At 47.0% G+C, this 15,590-nt stretch carries 15 protein-coding genes; 2 read left to right on the top strand and 13 right to left on the bottom strand.

What is annotated here, in order from left to right:
- The 3 genes from ABDW16_RS25840 to ABDW16_RS25830 all read right to left on the bottom strand — a co-directional run bounded on the left by ABDW16_RS25840 (position 1) and on the right by ABDW16_RS25830 (position 1,446).
- Entirely contained in the window at positions 1-441 is a 441-nt protein-coding gene (locus tag ABDW16_RS25840; protein ID WP_343673816.1) for a carboxymuconolactone decarboxylase family protein, read from the bottom strand.
- 73 nt (positions 442-514) lie between these two features.
- Positions 515-826: an L-rhamnose mutarotase gene (rhaM, locus tag ABDW16_RS25835; RefSeq protein ID WP_343673815.1), complete on the bottom strand. Its 312-nt coding sequence runs from the start codon at positions 824-826 to the stop codon at positions 515-517.
- Positions 827-876: 50 nt separating this feature from the next.
- Positions 877-1,446, bottom strand: a complete 570-nt coding sequence (locus ABDW16_RS25830) for an LUD domain-containing protein (protein ID WP_343673814.1) — start codon at positions 1,444-1,446, stop codon at positions 877-879.
- Positions 1,447-1,589: 143 nt separating this feature from the next.
- On the opposite strand from ABDW16_RS25830, the gene ABDW16_RS25825 reads away from it, so the two are divergent.
- Complete coding sequence (locus ABDW16_RS25825; protein ID WP_343673812.1) at positions 1,590-2,909, top strand: amidohydrolase; 1,320 nt, start codon at positions 1,590-1,592, stop codon at positions 2,907-2,909.
- A 72-nt stretch (positions 2,910-2,981) separates the two neighbouring features.
- Here the strand turns inward: ABDW16_RS25825 and ABDW16_RS25820 are convergent, their stop codons facing one another.
- Positions 2,982-3,971 carry a 2-hydroxyacid dehydrogenase gene (locus ABDW16_RS25820; RefSeq protein WP_343673811.1) on the bottom strand — a complete coding sequence of 330 codons (990 nt, stop codon included), beginning with the start codon at positions 3,969-3,971 and terminating at the stop codon, positions 2,982-2,984.
- A 215-nt stretch (positions 3,972-4,186) separates the two neighbouring features.
- On the bottom strand, positions 4,187-5,251 hold the full coding sequence (locus ABDW16_RS25815; protein WP_343673810.1) for a hypothetical protein: 1,065 nt from the start codon (positions 5,249-5,251) through the stop codon (positions 4,187-4,189).
- Positions 5,252-5,454: 203 nt separating this feature from the next.
- Here ABDW16_RS25815 and ABDW16_RS25810 point away from each other — a divergent pair, with 203 nt between their 5' ends.
- Complete coding sequence (locus ABDW16_RS25810; protein ID WP_343673808.1) at positions 5,455-6,492, top strand: hypothetical protein; 1,038 nt, start codon at positions 5,455-5,457, stop codon at positions 6,490-6,492.
- A 7-nt stretch (positions 6,493-6,499) separates the two neighbouring features.
- On the opposite strand, the gene ABDW16_RS25805 is transcribed toward ABDW16_RS25810, so the two are convergent.
- The 8 genes from ABDW16_RS25805 to ABDW16_RS25770 form a co-directional block, all read right to left on the bottom strand.
- On the bottom strand, positions 6,500-7,870 hold the full coding sequence (locus ABDW16_RS25805; RefSeq protein WP_343673806.1) for a lactate utilization protein B: 1,371 nt from the start codon (positions 7,868-7,870) through the stop codon (positions 6,500-6,502).
- Positions 7,871-7,888: 18 nt separating this feature from the next.
- Positions 7,889-8,626, bottom strand: a complete 738-nt coding sequence (locus tag ABDW16_RS25800; RefSeq protein ID WP_343673804.1) for a (Fe-S)-binding protein — start codon at positions 8,624-8,626, stop codon at positions 7,889-7,891.
- 22 nt (positions 8,627-8,648) lie between these two features.
- Positions 8,649-10,022 carry an FGGY family carbohydrate kinase gene (locus tag ABDW16_RS25795; RefSeq protein WP_343673803.1) on the bottom strand — a complete coding sequence of 458 codons (1,374 nt, stop codon included), beginning with the start codon at positions 10,020-10,022 and terminating at the stop codon, positions 8,649-8,651.
- 94 nt (positions 10,023-10,116) lie between these two features.
- A complete protein-coding gene (locus ABDW16_RS25790) occupies positions 10,117-11,391 on the bottom strand; it encodes a TIM barrel protein (protein WP_343673802.1) in 1,275 nt (424 codons plus the stop codon).
- An 81-nt stretch (positions 11,392-11,472) separates the two neighbouring features.
- The gene (locus ABDW16_RS25785; protein WP_343673800.1) at positions 11,473-13,590 is read right to left on the bottom strand and encodes a bifunctional aldolase/short-chain dehydrogenase; all 2,118 of its coding nucleotides are present in this window, start codon (positions 13,588-13,590) and stop codon (positions 11,473-11,475) included.
- Between the two features lie 18 nt (positions 13,591-13,608).
- Positions 13,609-14,664 carry an L-rhamnose/proton symporter RhaT gene (gene rhaT / locus ABDW16_RS25780; protein ID WP_343673797.1) on the bottom strand — a complete coding sequence of 352 codons (1,056 nt, stop codon included), beginning with the start codon at positions 14,662-14,664 and terminating at the stop codon, positions 13,609-13,611.
- A gap of 202 nt (positions 14,665-14,866) precedes the next feature.
- Complete coding sequence (locus ABDW16_RS25775; protein ID WP_343673795.1) at positions 14,867-15,055, bottom strand: hypothetical protein; 189 nt, start codon at positions 15,053-15,055, stop codon at positions 14,867-14,869.
- 1 nt (position 15,056) lies between these two features.
- Positions 15,057-15,524 carry a hypothetical protein gene (locus ABDW16_RS25770; RefSeq protein WP_343673793.1) on the bottom strand — a complete coding sequence of 156 codons (468 nt, stop codon included), beginning with the start codon at positions 15,522-15,524 and terminating at the stop codon, positions 15,057-15,059.
- Positions 15,525-15,590: the final 66 nt, after the last annotated feature.

Genomic DNA, 15,590 nt, shown 5'->3' with positions numbered 1-15,590 from the left:
TCAGATCTGCGGTTTCCAATGCAGGGCTACTCCCAGCCTGTTCCAGCTATTAATTGCGAGAATACTCATCATTACCTGGCCGGTGGTTTCTTCGCCAAACAATGCAATTGCTTTTGAATAAATTTCTTCCGTAAGACCTTGCTGATGAATCAATGTCATTTGTTCAGTTAATTCCAGTATTACCTGTTCTTCTTCCGAGAAAAGGTGCCTGGCTTCTTTCCATACTGCAACCAGGTGCAAACGATATGCTGCCTCTCCATATTTCAATGCCAGCTCTGCATGCATATGCAAGCAAAACGCACAACCATTGAGCTGGGAAGCCCTTATTTTAATTAACTCCTTTTGCAAAGGCGTGATCTTAAGATCGCCGGTTGCTTTTTCCAGTCCACGGATGGCATCATAAATTCCAGGGAACAGATGGGTGATATCCAGTCTTTGCATGGCTTTTTGTTCAAAAATAAAACAATGGGAAAGGTAATGGATAGTCCAGTTAGCGTAAAAGAAATAGTCCAGGTTAATCCATATGGAAAACAGGCTCCAGGGGGTGTGACAACGGAGACTGATCTGCGTTTGTTTCCATAATATCTGCCATATATGCCCACCAGCGTTTTACCACCTCCGTAGTCCCCAGCTCCTGGGAAGACTGCTCTCCTGACTGCTGTTGAACGGCAAATAATGTATTGGTAGCTTCGTCCAGGAAGATAGTATAGTCGCTAACACCGCTCTCTTTCAGGAGTTGCTTCAGCTCTGGCCAGATGGCAGCATGACGGCGGCGATATTCTTCTTTGTACCCGGGTTTGAGGTACATTTTGAAAGCAATTTTCATACGTGGGTGGATTAAATGTATGCAGGCAATGTACCTGCATACCCTATTTTCTAATCTATCAGGAACACGGTCAGGCTTTTCGCACCATGTGCACCTAATACCAGTGATTGCTCGATATCTGCTGTCTTGGAAGGACCGGCGATGAATACGCCAAAACCGGCATCCGGCCCCCCTATTTTGCGATAGGCATCGTGCATGGTAGGCAGGATCTCTGTACGCTTTAAAACAATTGCGAGGTGCTGCGCAATGAACGGCAGCGCCCTTACCTGCAATTCATCGTCAGTCACCCATATAGCACCATTTTCCGCTACCCCCAGACGCCCCTGGATGATGGCCAGGTCTACCTTCTCCAGCTGGCGACCATCACCCTCCTGCCAGTTTTGCATCCCATCCGGGTAAAACTCAGGATGCGTAGTAACTACCAGTGGGTGTTCCTTTATCAGCGGCAGCATATCAGTATAGCTTTTAATGGCTATTACCTGGCCGCCCAGGAACGTTACGACTTTCGCAAATGCCGCAGGATCACCTGCCTCATTGTGATGAAAAAGTTCCAGTTCCGGAAGGGCCTGCTGTTCAGGTTGATTCTGTTTTACAGCGGACAATATGCTTGCTCTGCTCATGGTATGTCTTTGAATTGCAGATGCAAATTACGGGGAGAAAATAATAAATAAAAGAAATTAGGGAATAACTTTATCCCCCCGGATTAACAAAATTTAATTGTATTTTGTACACTAAGACTCTTCACCAAAATCTATGCTTCTTTATGAAAAAGTTTCTAATCCTGCTGACCTTTGTGCCCATGCTCTCCATGGCCCAATCCAACCTTGACAAAAATGTGGCCACTATTAAAGACTCTGTCATCACCTGGCGCCGCGCCATTCACCAACACCCGGAACTCTCCAACAGAGAATTCAAAACATCCGCTTTCGTAGCCGAACACCTGAAAAAACTTGGCCTCGAAGTTCACACCGGCGTTGGCAAAACAGGCGTAGTCGGTATTCTCAAGGGTGGCAAACCAGGTCCGGTCGTAGCGCTCCGTGCCGACATGGATGCCCTCCCGGTATATGAAAGAGCCAACATTCCTTTCAAATCCCTGGACACTGCCGAATACCTCGGTCAGCAAGTGCCTGTCATGCATGCCTGCGGCCACGACTCTCACATCGCGATCCTCCTTGGCACCGCAGATGTACTCACAGCGATGAAAAAAGACGTTCCCGGTACCGTAAAATTCATTTTCCAACCCGCTGAAGAAGGTGCCCCTGCTCCCGAAGAAGGCGGCGCTCCACTCATGATCAAAGAAGGCGTGATGGACAATCCAAAAGTAGATGCCATCTTCGGTCTACATATCAACTCACAGACGCCTATCGGTATGGTAAAATATAAATCCGGCGCCGAAATGGCTTCCAGCGACTGGTTCACTGTCAAAGTGAAAGGGAAACAAACCCATGGCTCTCAGCCCTGGCATGGAATCGACCCAATCGTAGTTGCTTCCCAGATCATTCAGGGCTTCCAGACCATCGTCAGCCGTCAGGCAGAACTCACCAAAGGACCAGTGGTCATCACCGTTGGTAAAATAAATGGTGGTGTAAGAAGCAATATTATTCCTGAAGAACTGACAATGGAAGGAACCATTCGCACATTTGACAACAAAATGCTGGAAGAGGTGCATGAGAAAATGAAACTCACCGCCACCAAAATAGCGGAAGCCTCCGGCGCCACTGCAGATGTAGTCATTGAAAACAAGACCAAAGTAACTTACAATGATCCTGAGCTGGTAAAACTGATGGTCCCTTCCATCGAAGCTGCTGCCGGAAAAGATAATGTAAACGAAACTGAATGGACCACTGGTGCAGAGGACTTCTCCTTTTATGGCGACAAAGCACCTGCATTTTTCTTTTTCCTTGGTGGCATGCCCACAGGCGCAGATCCTGCTAAAGTTGCCGCCCACCATACACCAGATTTCTATATCGACGATTCAAAACTGGATGTTGGCGTGAAAGTTTTCTGTCAACTGGTATTTGATTATGCGAAAAAGAAACCCCTGTATAAAGTGACGAATAATAGTACCCCCGGTACATTATGATCAGCATACAGCACTAAAAAGCCGTCTCTTTCACGAGACGGCTTTTTACTCAAACATCTACACCGATATTATTTACCCCAATTCATTCACTCCTTTCTCTCCTTTCACAAAACAATCTAAGTTGTACATCGTCGTTGCTGCTATATTCTTTAATGCGGTGTCAGTAAGGAATGCCTGATGGCTCGTGATCAATACATTTGCAAACGTGATCAACCGGGAGATCACATCATCCTGCACGATATCGCTGGAATGATCCTCAAAAAACAACCCCCTCTCTTCTTCATACACATCCAATCCCAGATACCCTATCTGTCCTGACTTCAATCCCTCCGTCACATCCAGTGTATTGATCAGTCTACCACGGCTGGTATTGATCAGCATTACTCCTTTCTTCATTTTAGCAATGCTCTGCTTATTTATGATATATTCGGTTTCAGGTGTCAGGGGAGCGTGCAAAGAAATGATGTCCGACTCCCTGCACAATTCCTCTATACTTACATAAGTAGCATCATATGCTTTGGCCCATTCATTATCAGGATACCTGTCAAATGCAATGATCTTACACCCAAAGCCCCGCATGATCTGCCCTACAATCTTCCCGATCTTTCCCATCCCAATGATACCGACAGTCTTGCCATGAAGATCAAAACCAGTTAATCCCTCCAGCGAAAAATTCAAATCCCTGATACGGTTGTGGGCCCTGACTAATTTCCTGTTGAGTGCCAGTATCAGCGCGACAGTATGTTCTGCCACAGCATAGGGAGAATACTCCGGCACCCGGGCTATACGCATACCCAGCGAATGCGCTGCCTGTATGTCAACATGATTAAAACCTGCAGAGCGAAGGGCGATATACTTTACACCCAGTGCCGCCAGTTTTTCCAACACCCGCGCAGAACCATCGTCGTTTACAAAAATACAAATGGCTTCACAACCCGCTGCCAGCGGAGCTGTTGCCAATGAGAGGGTGGGCTCCAGCAAAACTATTTCATGCTGGTCGCCTGCTGCCTGTATCAAAAAATCCCTTTCAAATTTATGTGTACTGTAAAAGGCGGTCTTCATGTTGATCAAAGTTATTCAAACAATAGTAATTATTACGATGATAGCTGCTATTACATCGTCTGACTAATATCATGAAAATTCGCCAATATAATGACAGGAATTTCTGCACCTGCACTGTTAGTAATCATTACTCCATGCTACAAAAAAAGAGGCAGCAGGAATATTTTCCCGCTGCCTCATGTTTAACCCAATGAAACATATCTGGACAAGCATCTTTAATAACGGGTGATCAGCGCAATATGTTTATGGTCTTCTAAAACCCCGTCTTTTACGAATATAATTTCCCCGTTTTTGTCGATCACCGCACGCATGGCATCTTCCACGGCATCAATTGCATGCGCAGCTTCCGGCCCCCGGGTGCGTAGCCTGCCAGTGAGTTTGTCGGTAAAGTCTGCCGAATTGAAATCCTTTTCCACCAGGAGTTTGCCGCCACGCCCATCCCGGGCTGCATCCAGTACATCCCGGATCCCATCTACCACCTGTTCGCGACTGTCTTCCAGCTCACGAATGGCCTGCTGGTCACGCATTTCAATAAACGATTTCACGGCTGGCCAGACTTTGTCTTCCAGGGCCTTCATAGGTACGTTGGAAAAATTGCCATGCACATAGGCTGTGATATCCTTTTTGTGTGTAGTTACATCTTCGAAGTAACCAATATCTTTAGTTGGCCCCGTCAGGATGAGAGGCTGTCCGTGCAGGTAGGCTTCCAGTGGTTTGTCTGCCGCCCTGTAGAAATTTTTCTGGCGCAGGCCGGTTATGACTGATTTATCTTTGGTCATATCACCTAAAGTAGGAGGAGTATAATCATATTCATTGGTAAAGCGGAATGGAAAGTTGTTGTCATTGATCTGTTCCAGCCGGTCCATTCTACCACGGTACAATTGTACCATTTTCTCTTCCAGGTGCAGCACGAGGTAGTCAAAACCATACTGTTCCTGGTATAACAGCTCCCGTACTGCAAATTTTTCTCCAATGCAAACCTTTGCCTGCACGGGCAGGGAAAAGCGGAAGAGCTTATTATAACTTAGTGCTACATACAGGCCAATACCCCGGTCTGCAGGGCTGTATTTATAACTATCGGAGAGTTCATTTAAGGCATTTATCAGTGCGGCAGCCTTGTCAGGCCAGGCCGTACGAAGGTGCTCAGCGGCTTCTTCAATGGATTGATTTACCAGTTGTAAGGCCGCTTTTTTGTCCTGCGCCCCGTCTAATGCTACAACAATGGAAATACAGGGGGCGGATTCATGTTTTTGCATTACAACTAACTGATCGGATAACATAAACCATCATTTAAAAGGTGAATGAACATGGTATTGATACACAACGAACGTGCCGTATACGGGAGGAAAGGTGGTAGCCCCCTACCACGGATGAGGTGCAGCCACCCGCTGTGACAGGGAAGGTACAGGAAGTAGAAAGATGGCTACAGAAGAACTTGCACACCTCGCTAACTGTTATTAGCTTTGTAACGGAACTTATTGTCATGAAAACAACTCCACTTATTCTGTTACTTTTGGCGTGCAGCAGTGCATTTGCGCAGCATTCTATCTCCTTTAAGATTGACGGGTTTTCGAACAAATACTACGGACTGGTGCTGGTTCGCGATACTGCGAACGTGTTCAAGGCCGGGACCGTAAAAATCTTTGATAAAGCGACAAAGAAAGAGCTGATGCATACAACATCGGACGAACTCACCTTTGATTTGCATGAAGGCCAGGTCAGGGCCAATATCCTGGAGGCCCCTTATGGGGAGCAGAGCCTGATTATTTATGAGGATTTCAACTTTGACGGGGTAAAAGATTTTGCGCTCATGGACGGGCAAAATAGCTGTTACCACGGCCCTTCTTTCCAGATCTGGCTGGCGCAGGGAACAGGTTTTAAGCACAGCGATGCTTTCACCAGGCTGGCACAGGAATATTGCGGTATGTTTGTGGTAAACCAGAAAGACAAGGTACTGGAAACCATGACGAAAAGTGGCTGCTGCTGGCACCAGTTTTCCCGGTTTAAAGTGGAGAATGGTCAATTGAAAACGGTGAGTGTGGAAGAGTCCAGTTTGAGCAACACAGAGCCTTTTTTTGAAGAAGTGTCTCAGCAGACCTGGGTGAATGGAAAGGAAGAGCAGACATTGAAACAGTATATTTCTGAAGTAGATACCCTGTTTTCATTTACCCTGGCAAAGAATGGTAAACAGGTAGTGCTGTTTCAGGCAGCACAGGGTGAGTTTCTCTTTTATGCCCTGTGTCTGAAAGATGGCAGTGTAGAATTTTCCTATCCTGAAGTCGTATATGACGAAAAAAAACAGGAGAATGTAGGCGGTGTAATGACTTTTAGTAATGGAAAATTATCTTTTAAGAATGATGATGCCTCTTATGAAATATACGATGAGGGGAATGGAAAAATTGGAGTGAAGGTGCTAAGCGATGGAAAGAACTATGTGTTTGAAGGCGTTGAAGGAAGTGTGAAGGGAGACCTGGATAATTTAAAAAAACTGGACAAAAAGAATTTAAACAAAACGCTTTAGCCTGAGGCTAAAGCGTTTTGTTCTTTTTATACCAATCAGCAAAGGACTGTTTTGGCGCCGCTGGCATATCTCTTTGTTTATACCACGGATTCAGCCCGTTATTTACCACGCCGGGAAAATGCCGCATTACCCAGCGTCCAACCCCACCGGCCGTCTTAAACATCGTGGGCCTTGACAGCACCATATTCATCATCTGCATACCTGCCTTTTTGGAAGTCGTGGCGTATCCTTCCTGCACAATTACCTGCCTCCATTTATACAGCTGCTCATGAATATCGATCTTCACGGGACACACATTTGAACAGGAGCCGCAAAGCGTAGATGCAAATGGCAGATCCGCATTCTCTTTCATATCCAGGTTAGGTGCCAGTATAGCCCCGATCGGGCCTGCTACTGCATTGTGATAACTGTGGCCACCGCTTCGGCGATATACCGGGCAGGTATTCATACACGCACCACAACGGATGCATTTCAGTGAATTACGGAATTCCTCCCTGCCCAGCTGCCGGCTACGTCCATTATCCACCAGTACAATATGCAATTGCTGTCCTGGCCCTGGCTTCCGGAAATGACTGCTATAAGTCGTAATTGGCTGCCCGGTAGCGCTGCGCGCCAGCAAACGAAGAAACACCCCAAGGTGTTTACGCTGCGGAATGATTTTCTCAATCCCCATACAGGCAATATGTACATCCGCAAGGTGAGCACCCATATCGGCATTTCCTTCGTTGGTACATACAACCATCTCCCCTGTTTCTGCAACAGCAAAGTTCACACCTGTAATTGCTACGCGCGACTGGATAAATTCCTTTCTAAGGTGCAGCCTGGCAGCCGCTGTAAGGAACTGCGGATCCGCATTTCCGGCAGGGGTGCCTAAGTGAATATGAAACAGATCTCCGATCTCTTCTTTCTTTTTATGAATACAAGGCAGTACAATGTGACTGGGTGGTTCTTTCGCCAGCTGCACAATACGTTCGCCCAGGTCCGTATCAATCACGTCTATACCATGTTCCGCCAGGAATGGGTTCAGGTGGCACTCTTCCGTGAGCATGGATTTACTTTTCACCATGCGCTTTACGCCCTGTTCCTGTAAGAGTTTTAGTACGATCTGATTATGTTCTTTCGCATCAGCCGCCCAGTGCACGGTAGCGCCGTTGAGTTGTGCATTCTTTTCAAATTCCAGGAGGTAATCATGCAGATTTCCAAGCACGTTGAATTTGATCCGGGATGCCGCTTCACGCAGGTCTTCCCATTCAGGAAGGGACCATGCCATTTTATCTCTCTTCTGCCGTACCCACCACAGGGTTTCATCATGCCAGTCTACTCTCGCTTCGTTTTGGTTGAACGTTTCCGCAAGTTCCGCGTGTTCTTTATGTTCCATTCAGATCAGTTTTGGTGTTTAAAAAGCAGCATTCAGGATTTCTGCAATGTGCAGCACTTTCACCTTGCTCTGCTGTCTTTTGAGAATACCTTCCAGGTGCATGAGACAGCTCACATCATTACCTGTGATATATTCGGCACCATGCTTTTCGTGATCTGCCACACGGTCTTTCCCCATTTTCACAGATACCGCTTCTTCAAATACGCAGAAAGTGCCTCCAAAACCGCAGCACTCGTCCTTACGGTCAAGTTCAACCAGTTCCAGGCCATCCACCATTTGCAACAGCTGTTGTGGTTTGGAATAAGGCGCTGCCACCAGCTCCGTCATCTGGGAGAGGTGCAGTCCCCGCTGCCCATGACAGCTCTGGTGAATACCAACTTTATGAGGAAAACGGGCTGCCAGGTTTTTTACCTTCAATACATCCGTTAAAAATTCAGACAGTTCATAGATATGCTCCCGGATATGAGTAGCAGCATCTTCTTTATCATGCACGTGCAGATGGTCTTTGATATGTAGTGTGCAGCTGCCCGATGGCGCTACGATGTAGTCAAATTCTGCAAAGTTTTTGACAAAAAGTTCATTACAACCACCGGTGAGGTGTTCAAAACCGGAATTTGCCATGGGTTGTCCGCAACAGGTTTGCCCCTGGGGATATACTACCTCGCAACCCAGTTTCTCCAGCAGGGATAAAGTGGCGATGCCCACCTGCGGATAGAACTGGTCAATATAGCAAGGTATAAAGAGTCCTACTTTCATGTAAGTTCGTTTAAATAAGGCACTACCTGTAAGCGAATTCCCTGTTCACTGCATAATGCCTCATTTCAACCAGATCTCCGGGCAGGGGTTGGGTATTCCAGTGCTGGTGAATAGCCAGCGCAGCCCCGATGGCGGTAGCCTGTGCTACAGAAGCCGCAAATACCTCCATCTGAGGAAATGCCGCTGCCAGCATGTGCATGTACACCGGGTTTTTACCAAAACCGCCGTCTACAAAAATACGCCGCACCGCGGTACCGGTTGTAACGAGCGCAGTTGAGTGCTGCTGCTGTTCCATCAGGTCCATAATTAGCTGGTGATAAGCAATTTCGTAACTCGTGAAATCTGACAATGATCTATGAGCAAACCGGGAGGCCCGTAACAGGTCTTTTCCTGAGAGCGGTGCTTCCTTTACCGCCGCTGCCTGCAAATGAGCAAATATAGCGGGGTCAAAGGCGATTTGCTGGTAGTAATTTACCGGTGTTTGATAATATTCTGACAGCCTGCGCACCTGCTGCTCATGCTCGTTCCCGGCAAAGAGACGTGCGGCCTTTACAGGGCGCCCCTGGTAGGTGAGGTAACAGAGGCAATCCTGTTCCAGTTCTTCAGGTGTAAGTGGCTGGTCATTGAATGGGTTCAGGGTAATGCACCAGGTGCCGGTGCTGATGAGAGCAAAGGGCTCCCGGAAGCTCTCTAAGTAAGGAATGAGGGCTGCAGAACTGTCGTGCAGCCCTGCGCCTACTACGTAGTCATTGCACTTAATGACAGCGTTCCCGGGGAAGACAGCAGGCAGTTTTTTGTCCAGACCTTCTGCCCGTACCCATTCATGATATTGCTGGTGTTTGAAATCCCATAGCATGGTATGACAACCAATACTGGTAATATCTGTCATGTACCTGCCGGAGACCAGGTAGCTCACATATTGTGGCAGGTGCAAAGCGTAATGGATCTGCCTGTACAATTCAGGTTGCTGTTCTTTTATGCGATACAACTGTAAACCGGAATTCAGGCTGCCAAGTGCGGGAGAAGCAGTTTCGCTACAAATTTGCAGCTGGCCGCCGTATTTGTTATGAAAAGTATTCTGTAGTGACGCGGGATACGATTTGAGATAGTTGTACAAAGGGGCAATGACTTCGCCATTCTCATTGAGATAGACGAAGCTCGCACCATATGTACTGAAGTTCATGGCTATTACGTGGAAGGCAGGTTGGGTGGTGAGTTCTTTCAGGCTATCCTTCACCCATTGGGTGAGTAGTTCGATGTCTTCACAGTTGTCACCGTCTTCGTCTTTGGTTTCAGGGAAGCTCATGCCCCTTTCATAGACGATGTGATATTGTTCATTGATAAGGAACAATTTTTTATTGGTCTTACCGATGTCTAAGATAGCGATGCAATTCATGGCAGCTGTTTAAAAAGAATTTGCCAATATGCCTTTTGCATATTGACAAATTCAATCTCAATCTCAATATGTAAATGGGCATTGGAAATGGCGGTTATAATCCTGTTGCGACAGTCTTCAATCCTCTCTCCTTAATCAGGTTCTCTCTCACCTTATACTGCCTGTAAAACGCAATCGGATCCAGCACGCCACCTGCATTCAGGCGGGCCTGGGCAACCAGTGGCCGTACATCTGTGCGATAAGCCTGCTGCAGAATTTCCTGTGCCGCTACTGCGTCATTATTCTGCTGCGCAGCCTGTAGTGCTTTGGTGTCCACCAGCAGGGCCTGTGCATACGCAATCTTGATGGCCTCTACTGATTGCAGCAAATCTTCCAGCGGATCTTTTACGTTGTGAGAAGCATCGATCATCCAGCCAAGGTCGCTGGCGTGGTGCATACCACGGGCATCCATGCCCTCTACCAGCTCGTTGAAGATGAGGAATAGCTGATAAGGGTTGATGCTGCCAACAGTGAGGTCATCATCACCATACTTGGAGTCATTGAAATGGAATCCGGCCAGCTTGCCTTCCATGAGAAGAAGGGCTACAATCTGCTCGATATTGGCATTTGGGAGGTGATGTCCCAGGTCAACCAATGTCTGGGCTTTAGGGCCCAGCTTATTGGCGAATAAAAGGGATTGCGCCCAGTCGCCGATAGTAGTGCTATAGAAATTAGGTTCGTATGCTTTGTATTCAATGTAGAGTTTCCAGTCGTCAGGCAGTGCTGCATAGATTTCCTGGAGACTTTCGTAAGTGCGGTTGAATGCACCGCGAAAGTTGAGCTGCCCGGGAAAACAGGAACCATCTGCCAGCCAGAGGCTGAGTGCGTTGGAGCCGAGTTCCACACCGTAGCGGATTACTTCGATGTTGTGTTCAACGGCTTGTTGTCTTACGCCTTTGTCAGTATGGTGCAGGGAGCCGAATTTATAGCTAAATTCCTGTCCGGGTTGATCCTGGAAGGTGTTTGAATTAACAGCATCGAAGCGGATATCGTATTGTGCAGCGAGGGCTTTTATATTGGCAGCATTTTCAGGAATATCCCATGGAATATGCAAAGAAACGGCGCCACTGCTGCGGTTCAGGGCATGCAGCAGCCCAATATCCGTAATTTTTTCTTCCAGGTTACGGGGTTCACCACCGCCGGAAAAACGGCCAAAGCGTGTGCCACCGGTACCGAGGGCCCAGCTGGGAATAGCTACCTGGAATTCTTCCAGTTTTTCAAGTACCTCGTTGAGGTCATTGATTTTCTCAGAGATATGCTGAAAATTGCGATCGTGGGCTTGTTTGCGGGCGTCGTTAAAATCAGAAATGTGGAATTTTTCGATATTCATAACCAGAATTTTGCGCGTGATTCAATTTAACGAAAATGTGCCGAAAAGCAAGGCTTGCAAAGGGCAAGCCTTGCTGGTATTTTATCTTACAAAGGCTGTTGCCACACCGCCATCTACATTCAGCACATTGCCGGTTGACTTGTTCAGCAAGCCACCAGTGAGTGCAAAACAGGCATTGGCAATATCCTCAGGTAATATGATCTGGTTGAGCAGGGTACGTTTTGCATAGTAACCAGGCAGTTCTTCCACAGTGATGCCATAAGCTTTGGCACGACCTGCAGCCCAGTCACCTTCCCATATTTTACTATCAGCGATCACAGCATCAGGGTTGATGACGTTCACACGGATATTGTCTTTTCCTAATTCAGCAGCATTGAGGCGGCTCAGGTGCAGCTGTGCAGCTTTTGCAGAACCATAACCGGCGTTGTTAGGTCCGCTCATGAGGGCATTCTTGCTCACGATGTTCAGCACGTCACCACCCATATCCTGTTTACGCATTACTGCCACGCCAGCCTGTGTCACGAGGAACTGACCTTTTACCAGTACATCATACAGCAGATCCCAGTCTTTCTCTGTATGTGCTTCCAGTGGTTTGGAAATGGACAGGCCAGCGCAATTCACTACGAGGTCTACCCCACCGAATGCCAGCGCGCCTACAGCAAAGGCTTCATGAATGTCAGCAGATTTGGTAACGTCGAGCACTGCAGCTGCAAATACATCGGAACCATATTGTTTCTGGAATTCATCTTTTGCTTTTTCAAGACGGCCGGCATCGTTGTCATTGATGATTACGCAGGCGCCTTCGTCAGCGAATTTCTTAGCAATTGCTTTACCAATACCACCAGCGCTGCCTGTTACCAGTGCAATACGGCCAGATAAAGCCTTAGGCTTAGGCATACGTTGCAGTTTAGCTTCTTCGAGCAACCAGTATTCTATATCAAATGCTTCCTGCCGTGGCAAAGCGGTGTATTCAGAAATAGCTTCTGCACCCCGCATCACGTTGATCGCGTTGATATAAAATTCAGCAGCTACGCGGGCAGTTTGTTTATCTTTCGAAAAGGTAAACATCCCGATACCAGGATAAAGGATCACCACCGGATTCGGATCGCGCAGTGCCGGACTGTTGTCATGACGGCAGGTGTTGTAGTACTCAGTATACATCTGGCGATACGCTGCAAATGCAGGTTCCAGTTGCTGTTTTACAGTAGCTACATCATCCAGTGAGGCCAGTGGATCCAGGTCCAGTACCAGCGGACTGATTTTGGTGCGCAGAAAGTGGTCCGGACAGCTCGTACCTAATGGCGCCAGGCGGTCAAGGTCATTGGAATTGATGAACTCGAGCACGCGCGGATCATCAGTAAAATGACCGATCATGCGGGTATGACCGGAGCAAAGGCCACGTAATACGGGTGCCAGTGCAGCGGCTTGTTTTTTACGCACTTCCGGAGCGGCAGGGCTGATTTTAGCACCACCAAAGACAGCGCGTTTTTTGTTATAGTTATCTTCCAGGTAAGAAGCGCAGCGCTCAATCACTTCGAGGGTATTGATATAGCTTTCGTAAGCAGTATCTCCCCAGGTGAAGAGACCGTGAGAGCCAAGCATAATGCCCCTGATACCAGGGTTCTCCTGCAGACATTGGCGGAGTTTCAGGCCGAGGTCAAAACCAGGGCGCTGCCAGGGTACCCAACCGATAGTGCCGTTAAAGAGTTCCTGGGTAATGCGTTCACCATCTTTGGCAGCTGCAATAGCAATGGCTGCGTCCGGATGCAGGTGATCGATATGTTTAAATGGCAGGAAGCCATGCAGGGGAGTATCGATAGAAGGTGCTTTGGATTTCAGGTCGTAGATGCAGTGGTTAAAGAGTTCTACCATTTCATCTTCCATCTGAATGCCTTTGTAAATATTTTCGAGGCTGTGCAGGCGGTCTACGTACAATGCAGCAAGCCCACTACGTTTCAGGGTACCGAGGTCACCTCCCGAGCCTTTCACCCACATTACTTCTGTTTGCTTTCCGGTAAGCGGGTCTTTGGCCATGGCTTTACAGGAGGTGTTACCACCGCCATAGTTTGTTAAGCGAAGATCTGCGCCCAGGAGGTTAGAGCGGTAGATTAACAGGCCTACTTCGTCACCAGCCAGCGCGGCGGCCTTTTCCTCATCCCATAAGTAGCTTACGTGCTTGAAATTTACAGACTGAATCATGTATGTATGTTTAAAGTATTATCCTAATGAATTACCATATCCTACCAGCAGCACAGAAATCACAATCGTCAATACACCCACCAGTATCGTTTTAAATGTCTCCTGACTCACACCCTTCCATTCTTTTAATGTAATCCCCCACAGGCTGGATATCATAATGATAAATGCCATATGCAGGATCCATGAACTGGCACCATTTCCTAATTTGCTCTCGCCCATGCCATAAAAAAAGAACTGGAAGAACCAGGTCGTGCCCGCCAATGCAGCAAAGAGATAATTGCCTGCCAGCGGGGTTTTCTTATTAGTGTAATCACTGAAGGTTTTATTACGTGCATTCAGCAGCAAACACCAGAACAGGTTGGTGGTAAGACCACCCCATAGCAGCACTACAAAGATGACATTGTTCTGAAAGAGCGGATTGCACCCCTGCTGAACAGCAATCGCTGCCATTGGTTTACCCGCCTCGATGCCAAAGTTGAAACAGGCACTGAGAATGCCTGATATGGTACCTACAATCAACCCTTTTTTAAGACTGAACTCAGATATGCTCTGTTTCTTCTCATCATCTGTCAATTCTTTCTCTTTCATCATCCCGGCTTTTCCGCAGATGGCGATTCCGAGTAAACACACAATCACACCTGCCAGCACCAGTTGTCCGCTGATGTGTTGAACCATGGATGAAAACGTATGAGCTGTGTCGCTGGTGAACAGATCCCTGTAAATAGGCGGAATCAATGCCCCAAAGGCAGACGTGTAACCCAGCGCTACAGACATTCCCAGGGACATTCCCAGGTAGCGCATGGTAAGCCCAAAGGTAAGACCCCCGATGCCCCATAATACGCCCATAAAGTATGTCCAGAATAGTGTAGTGCCGTCAGTGGCGCGGATGATGCTCAGGAAGTCGGGAATGGTGATCCATGCAGCAAGGAAAGGCACGATCAGCCAGGAAAAGAATCCGCCTACTATCCAATAACTTTCCCAGGCCCAGTTCCTGACTTTTTTAAAAGGGATGTAAAAACTGCCCGAGGCAAAGCCTCCGATGAAATGAAAAAAAACACCAAGAATAGCTTGCATAATTGTGGAATTGTGGTTTTTATCTGTTTTAACTGTGGAACTTGAATAGTGGCTGCACTATCTGATTTTTCAAATGTATGGAATGGGGTTGGCGGAACTGTCCTATACATTCCTATAGGTATGTTGTAATCCAATAAAAAACCCATTAGCGCACTTAAAAGAATGCGCTAATGGGCTCATTGGTTGGTCTTGATGGAGAGTACTAGTCGTTCCAGATAATTTCACCCCAGGGGAGCGGATGTTGCTTCAGGCTACGCCTGGCCATCTCTTCCTTTTCTTTAAAATAAGGACTATTGAAAGCAGCCTCTTTTTCAGGAGTCATTATTAATATGCCCGGCTTGGGGAATTTACTGCAATACTCTTCCCAGGTAAGTGGTATTTTTTCATTCATTTTATTCTATTTTATAATTTTTCTGCTTGGCGATAAAAGCTGAATAATTCACGCCCGGTTTGAAATATTCCCAACCCAGGCTAGTCTTTCCCAGAATATCAAAATGATTGTCGATTTCCATCTTGTTAGCATTTATTCCCATTTGATATAACCGGGTTCTTGCAGGCGTCCTTCCTTTAGCATAGATGACTACATTGCCCAAATAATTCATAATGTATAAAACAGTATTTGCTACTGTTGCTAAAACTTTATTTCTGTCGGCATTATTAGAAATAGTATTATCATCATAGCCATCCCGGTTTTTATCAGCATCTCCAAATCCTAAATTTAGAATTTTGGTTCCATCAGGTAGCTGTCCTATCTCTACATACTTTACCATTTTTTTAATGGTTCCATTTGGACCCTCACTATCAAACTCAAACCTTGTACGGCTTTCGTTGGTCTCAAACAAATATCTCTCTAAGTTCATATCCAAATTTACTCCCTCCCCCCGGTTTTTTTCCCTCCCCCCCTGTTCATTCCTTGTTCATTTTCC

It is taken from the genome of Chitinophaga sp. (assembly GCF_039596135.1).
GTDB lineage: Bacteria > Bacteroidota > Bacteroidia > Chitinophagales > Chitinophagaceae > Chitinophaga.
The sequence above is the reverse complement of the archived record's forward strand: the minus strand, read 5'-3'. Positions and strand labels throughout refer to the sequence as shown.

What these genes read in the sequence shown, in the direction of transcription:
- ABDW16_RS25840 (WP_343673816.1), bottom strand. Translation starts at nt 441, where the DNA reads ATGCAAAGACTGGATATCACCCATCTGTTCCCTGGAATTTATGATGCC.
- rhaM (WP_343673815.1), bottom strand. Translation starts at nt 826, where the DNA reads ATGAAAATTGCTTTCAAAATGTACCTCAAACCCGGGTACAAAGAAGAA.
- ABDW16_RS25830 (WP_343673814.1), bottom strand. Translation starts at nt 1,446, where the DNA reads ATGAGCAGAGCAAGCATATTGTCCGCTGTAAAACAGAATCAACCTGAA.
- ABDW16_RS25825 (WP_343673812.1), top strand. Translation starts at nt 1,590, where the DNA reads ATGAAAAAGTTTCTAATCCTGCTGACCTTTGTGCCCATGCTCTCCATG.
- ABDW16_RS25820 (WP_343673811.1), bottom strand. Translation starts at nt 3,971, where the DNA reads ATGAAGACCGCCTTTTACAGTACACATAAATTTGAAAGGGATTTTTTG.
- ABDW16_RS25815 (WP_343673810.1), bottom strand. Translation starts at nt 5,251, where the DNA reads ATGTTATCCGATCAGTTAGTTGTAATGCAAAAACATGAATCCGCCCCC.
- ABDW16_RS25810 (WP_343673808.1), top strand. Translation starts at nt 5,455, where the DNA reads ATGAAAACAACTCCACTTATTCTGTTACTTTTGGCGTGCAGCAGTGCA.
- ABDW16_RS25805 (WP_343673806.1), bottom strand. Translation starts at nt 7,870, where the DNA reads ATGGAACATAAAGAACACGCGGAACTTGCGGAAACGTTCAACCAAAAC.
- ABDW16_RS25800 (WP_343673804.1), bottom strand. Translation starts at nt 8,626, where the DNA reads ATGAAAGTAGGACTCTTTATACCTTGCTATATTGACCAGTTCTATCCG.
- ABDW16_RS25795 (WP_343673803.1), bottom strand. Translation starts at nt 10,022, where the DNA reads ATGAATTGCATCGCTATCTTAGACATCGGTAAGACCAATAAAAAATTG.
- ABDW16_RS25790 (WP_343673802.1), bottom strand. Translation starts at nt 11,391, where the DNA reads ATGAATATCGAAAAATTCCACATTTCTGATTTTAACGACGCCCGCAAA.
- ABDW16_RS25785 (WP_343673800.1), bottom strand. Translation starts at nt 13,590, where the DNA reads ATGATTCAGTCTGTAAATTTCAAGCACGTAAGCTACTTATGGGATGAG.
- rhaT (WP_343673797.1), bottom strand. Translation starts at nt 14,664, where the DNA reads ATGCAAGCTATTCTTGGTGTTTTTTTTCATTTCATCGGAGGCTTTGCC.
- ABDW16_RS25775 (WP_343673795.1), bottom strand. Translation starts at nt 15,055, where the DNA reads ATGAATGAAAAAATACCACTTACCTGGGAAGAGTATTGCAGTAAATTC.
- ABDW16_RS25770 (WP_343673793.1), bottom strand. Translation starts at nt 15,524, where the DNA reads ATGAACTTAGAGAGATATTTGTTTGAGACCAACGAAAGCCGTACAAGG.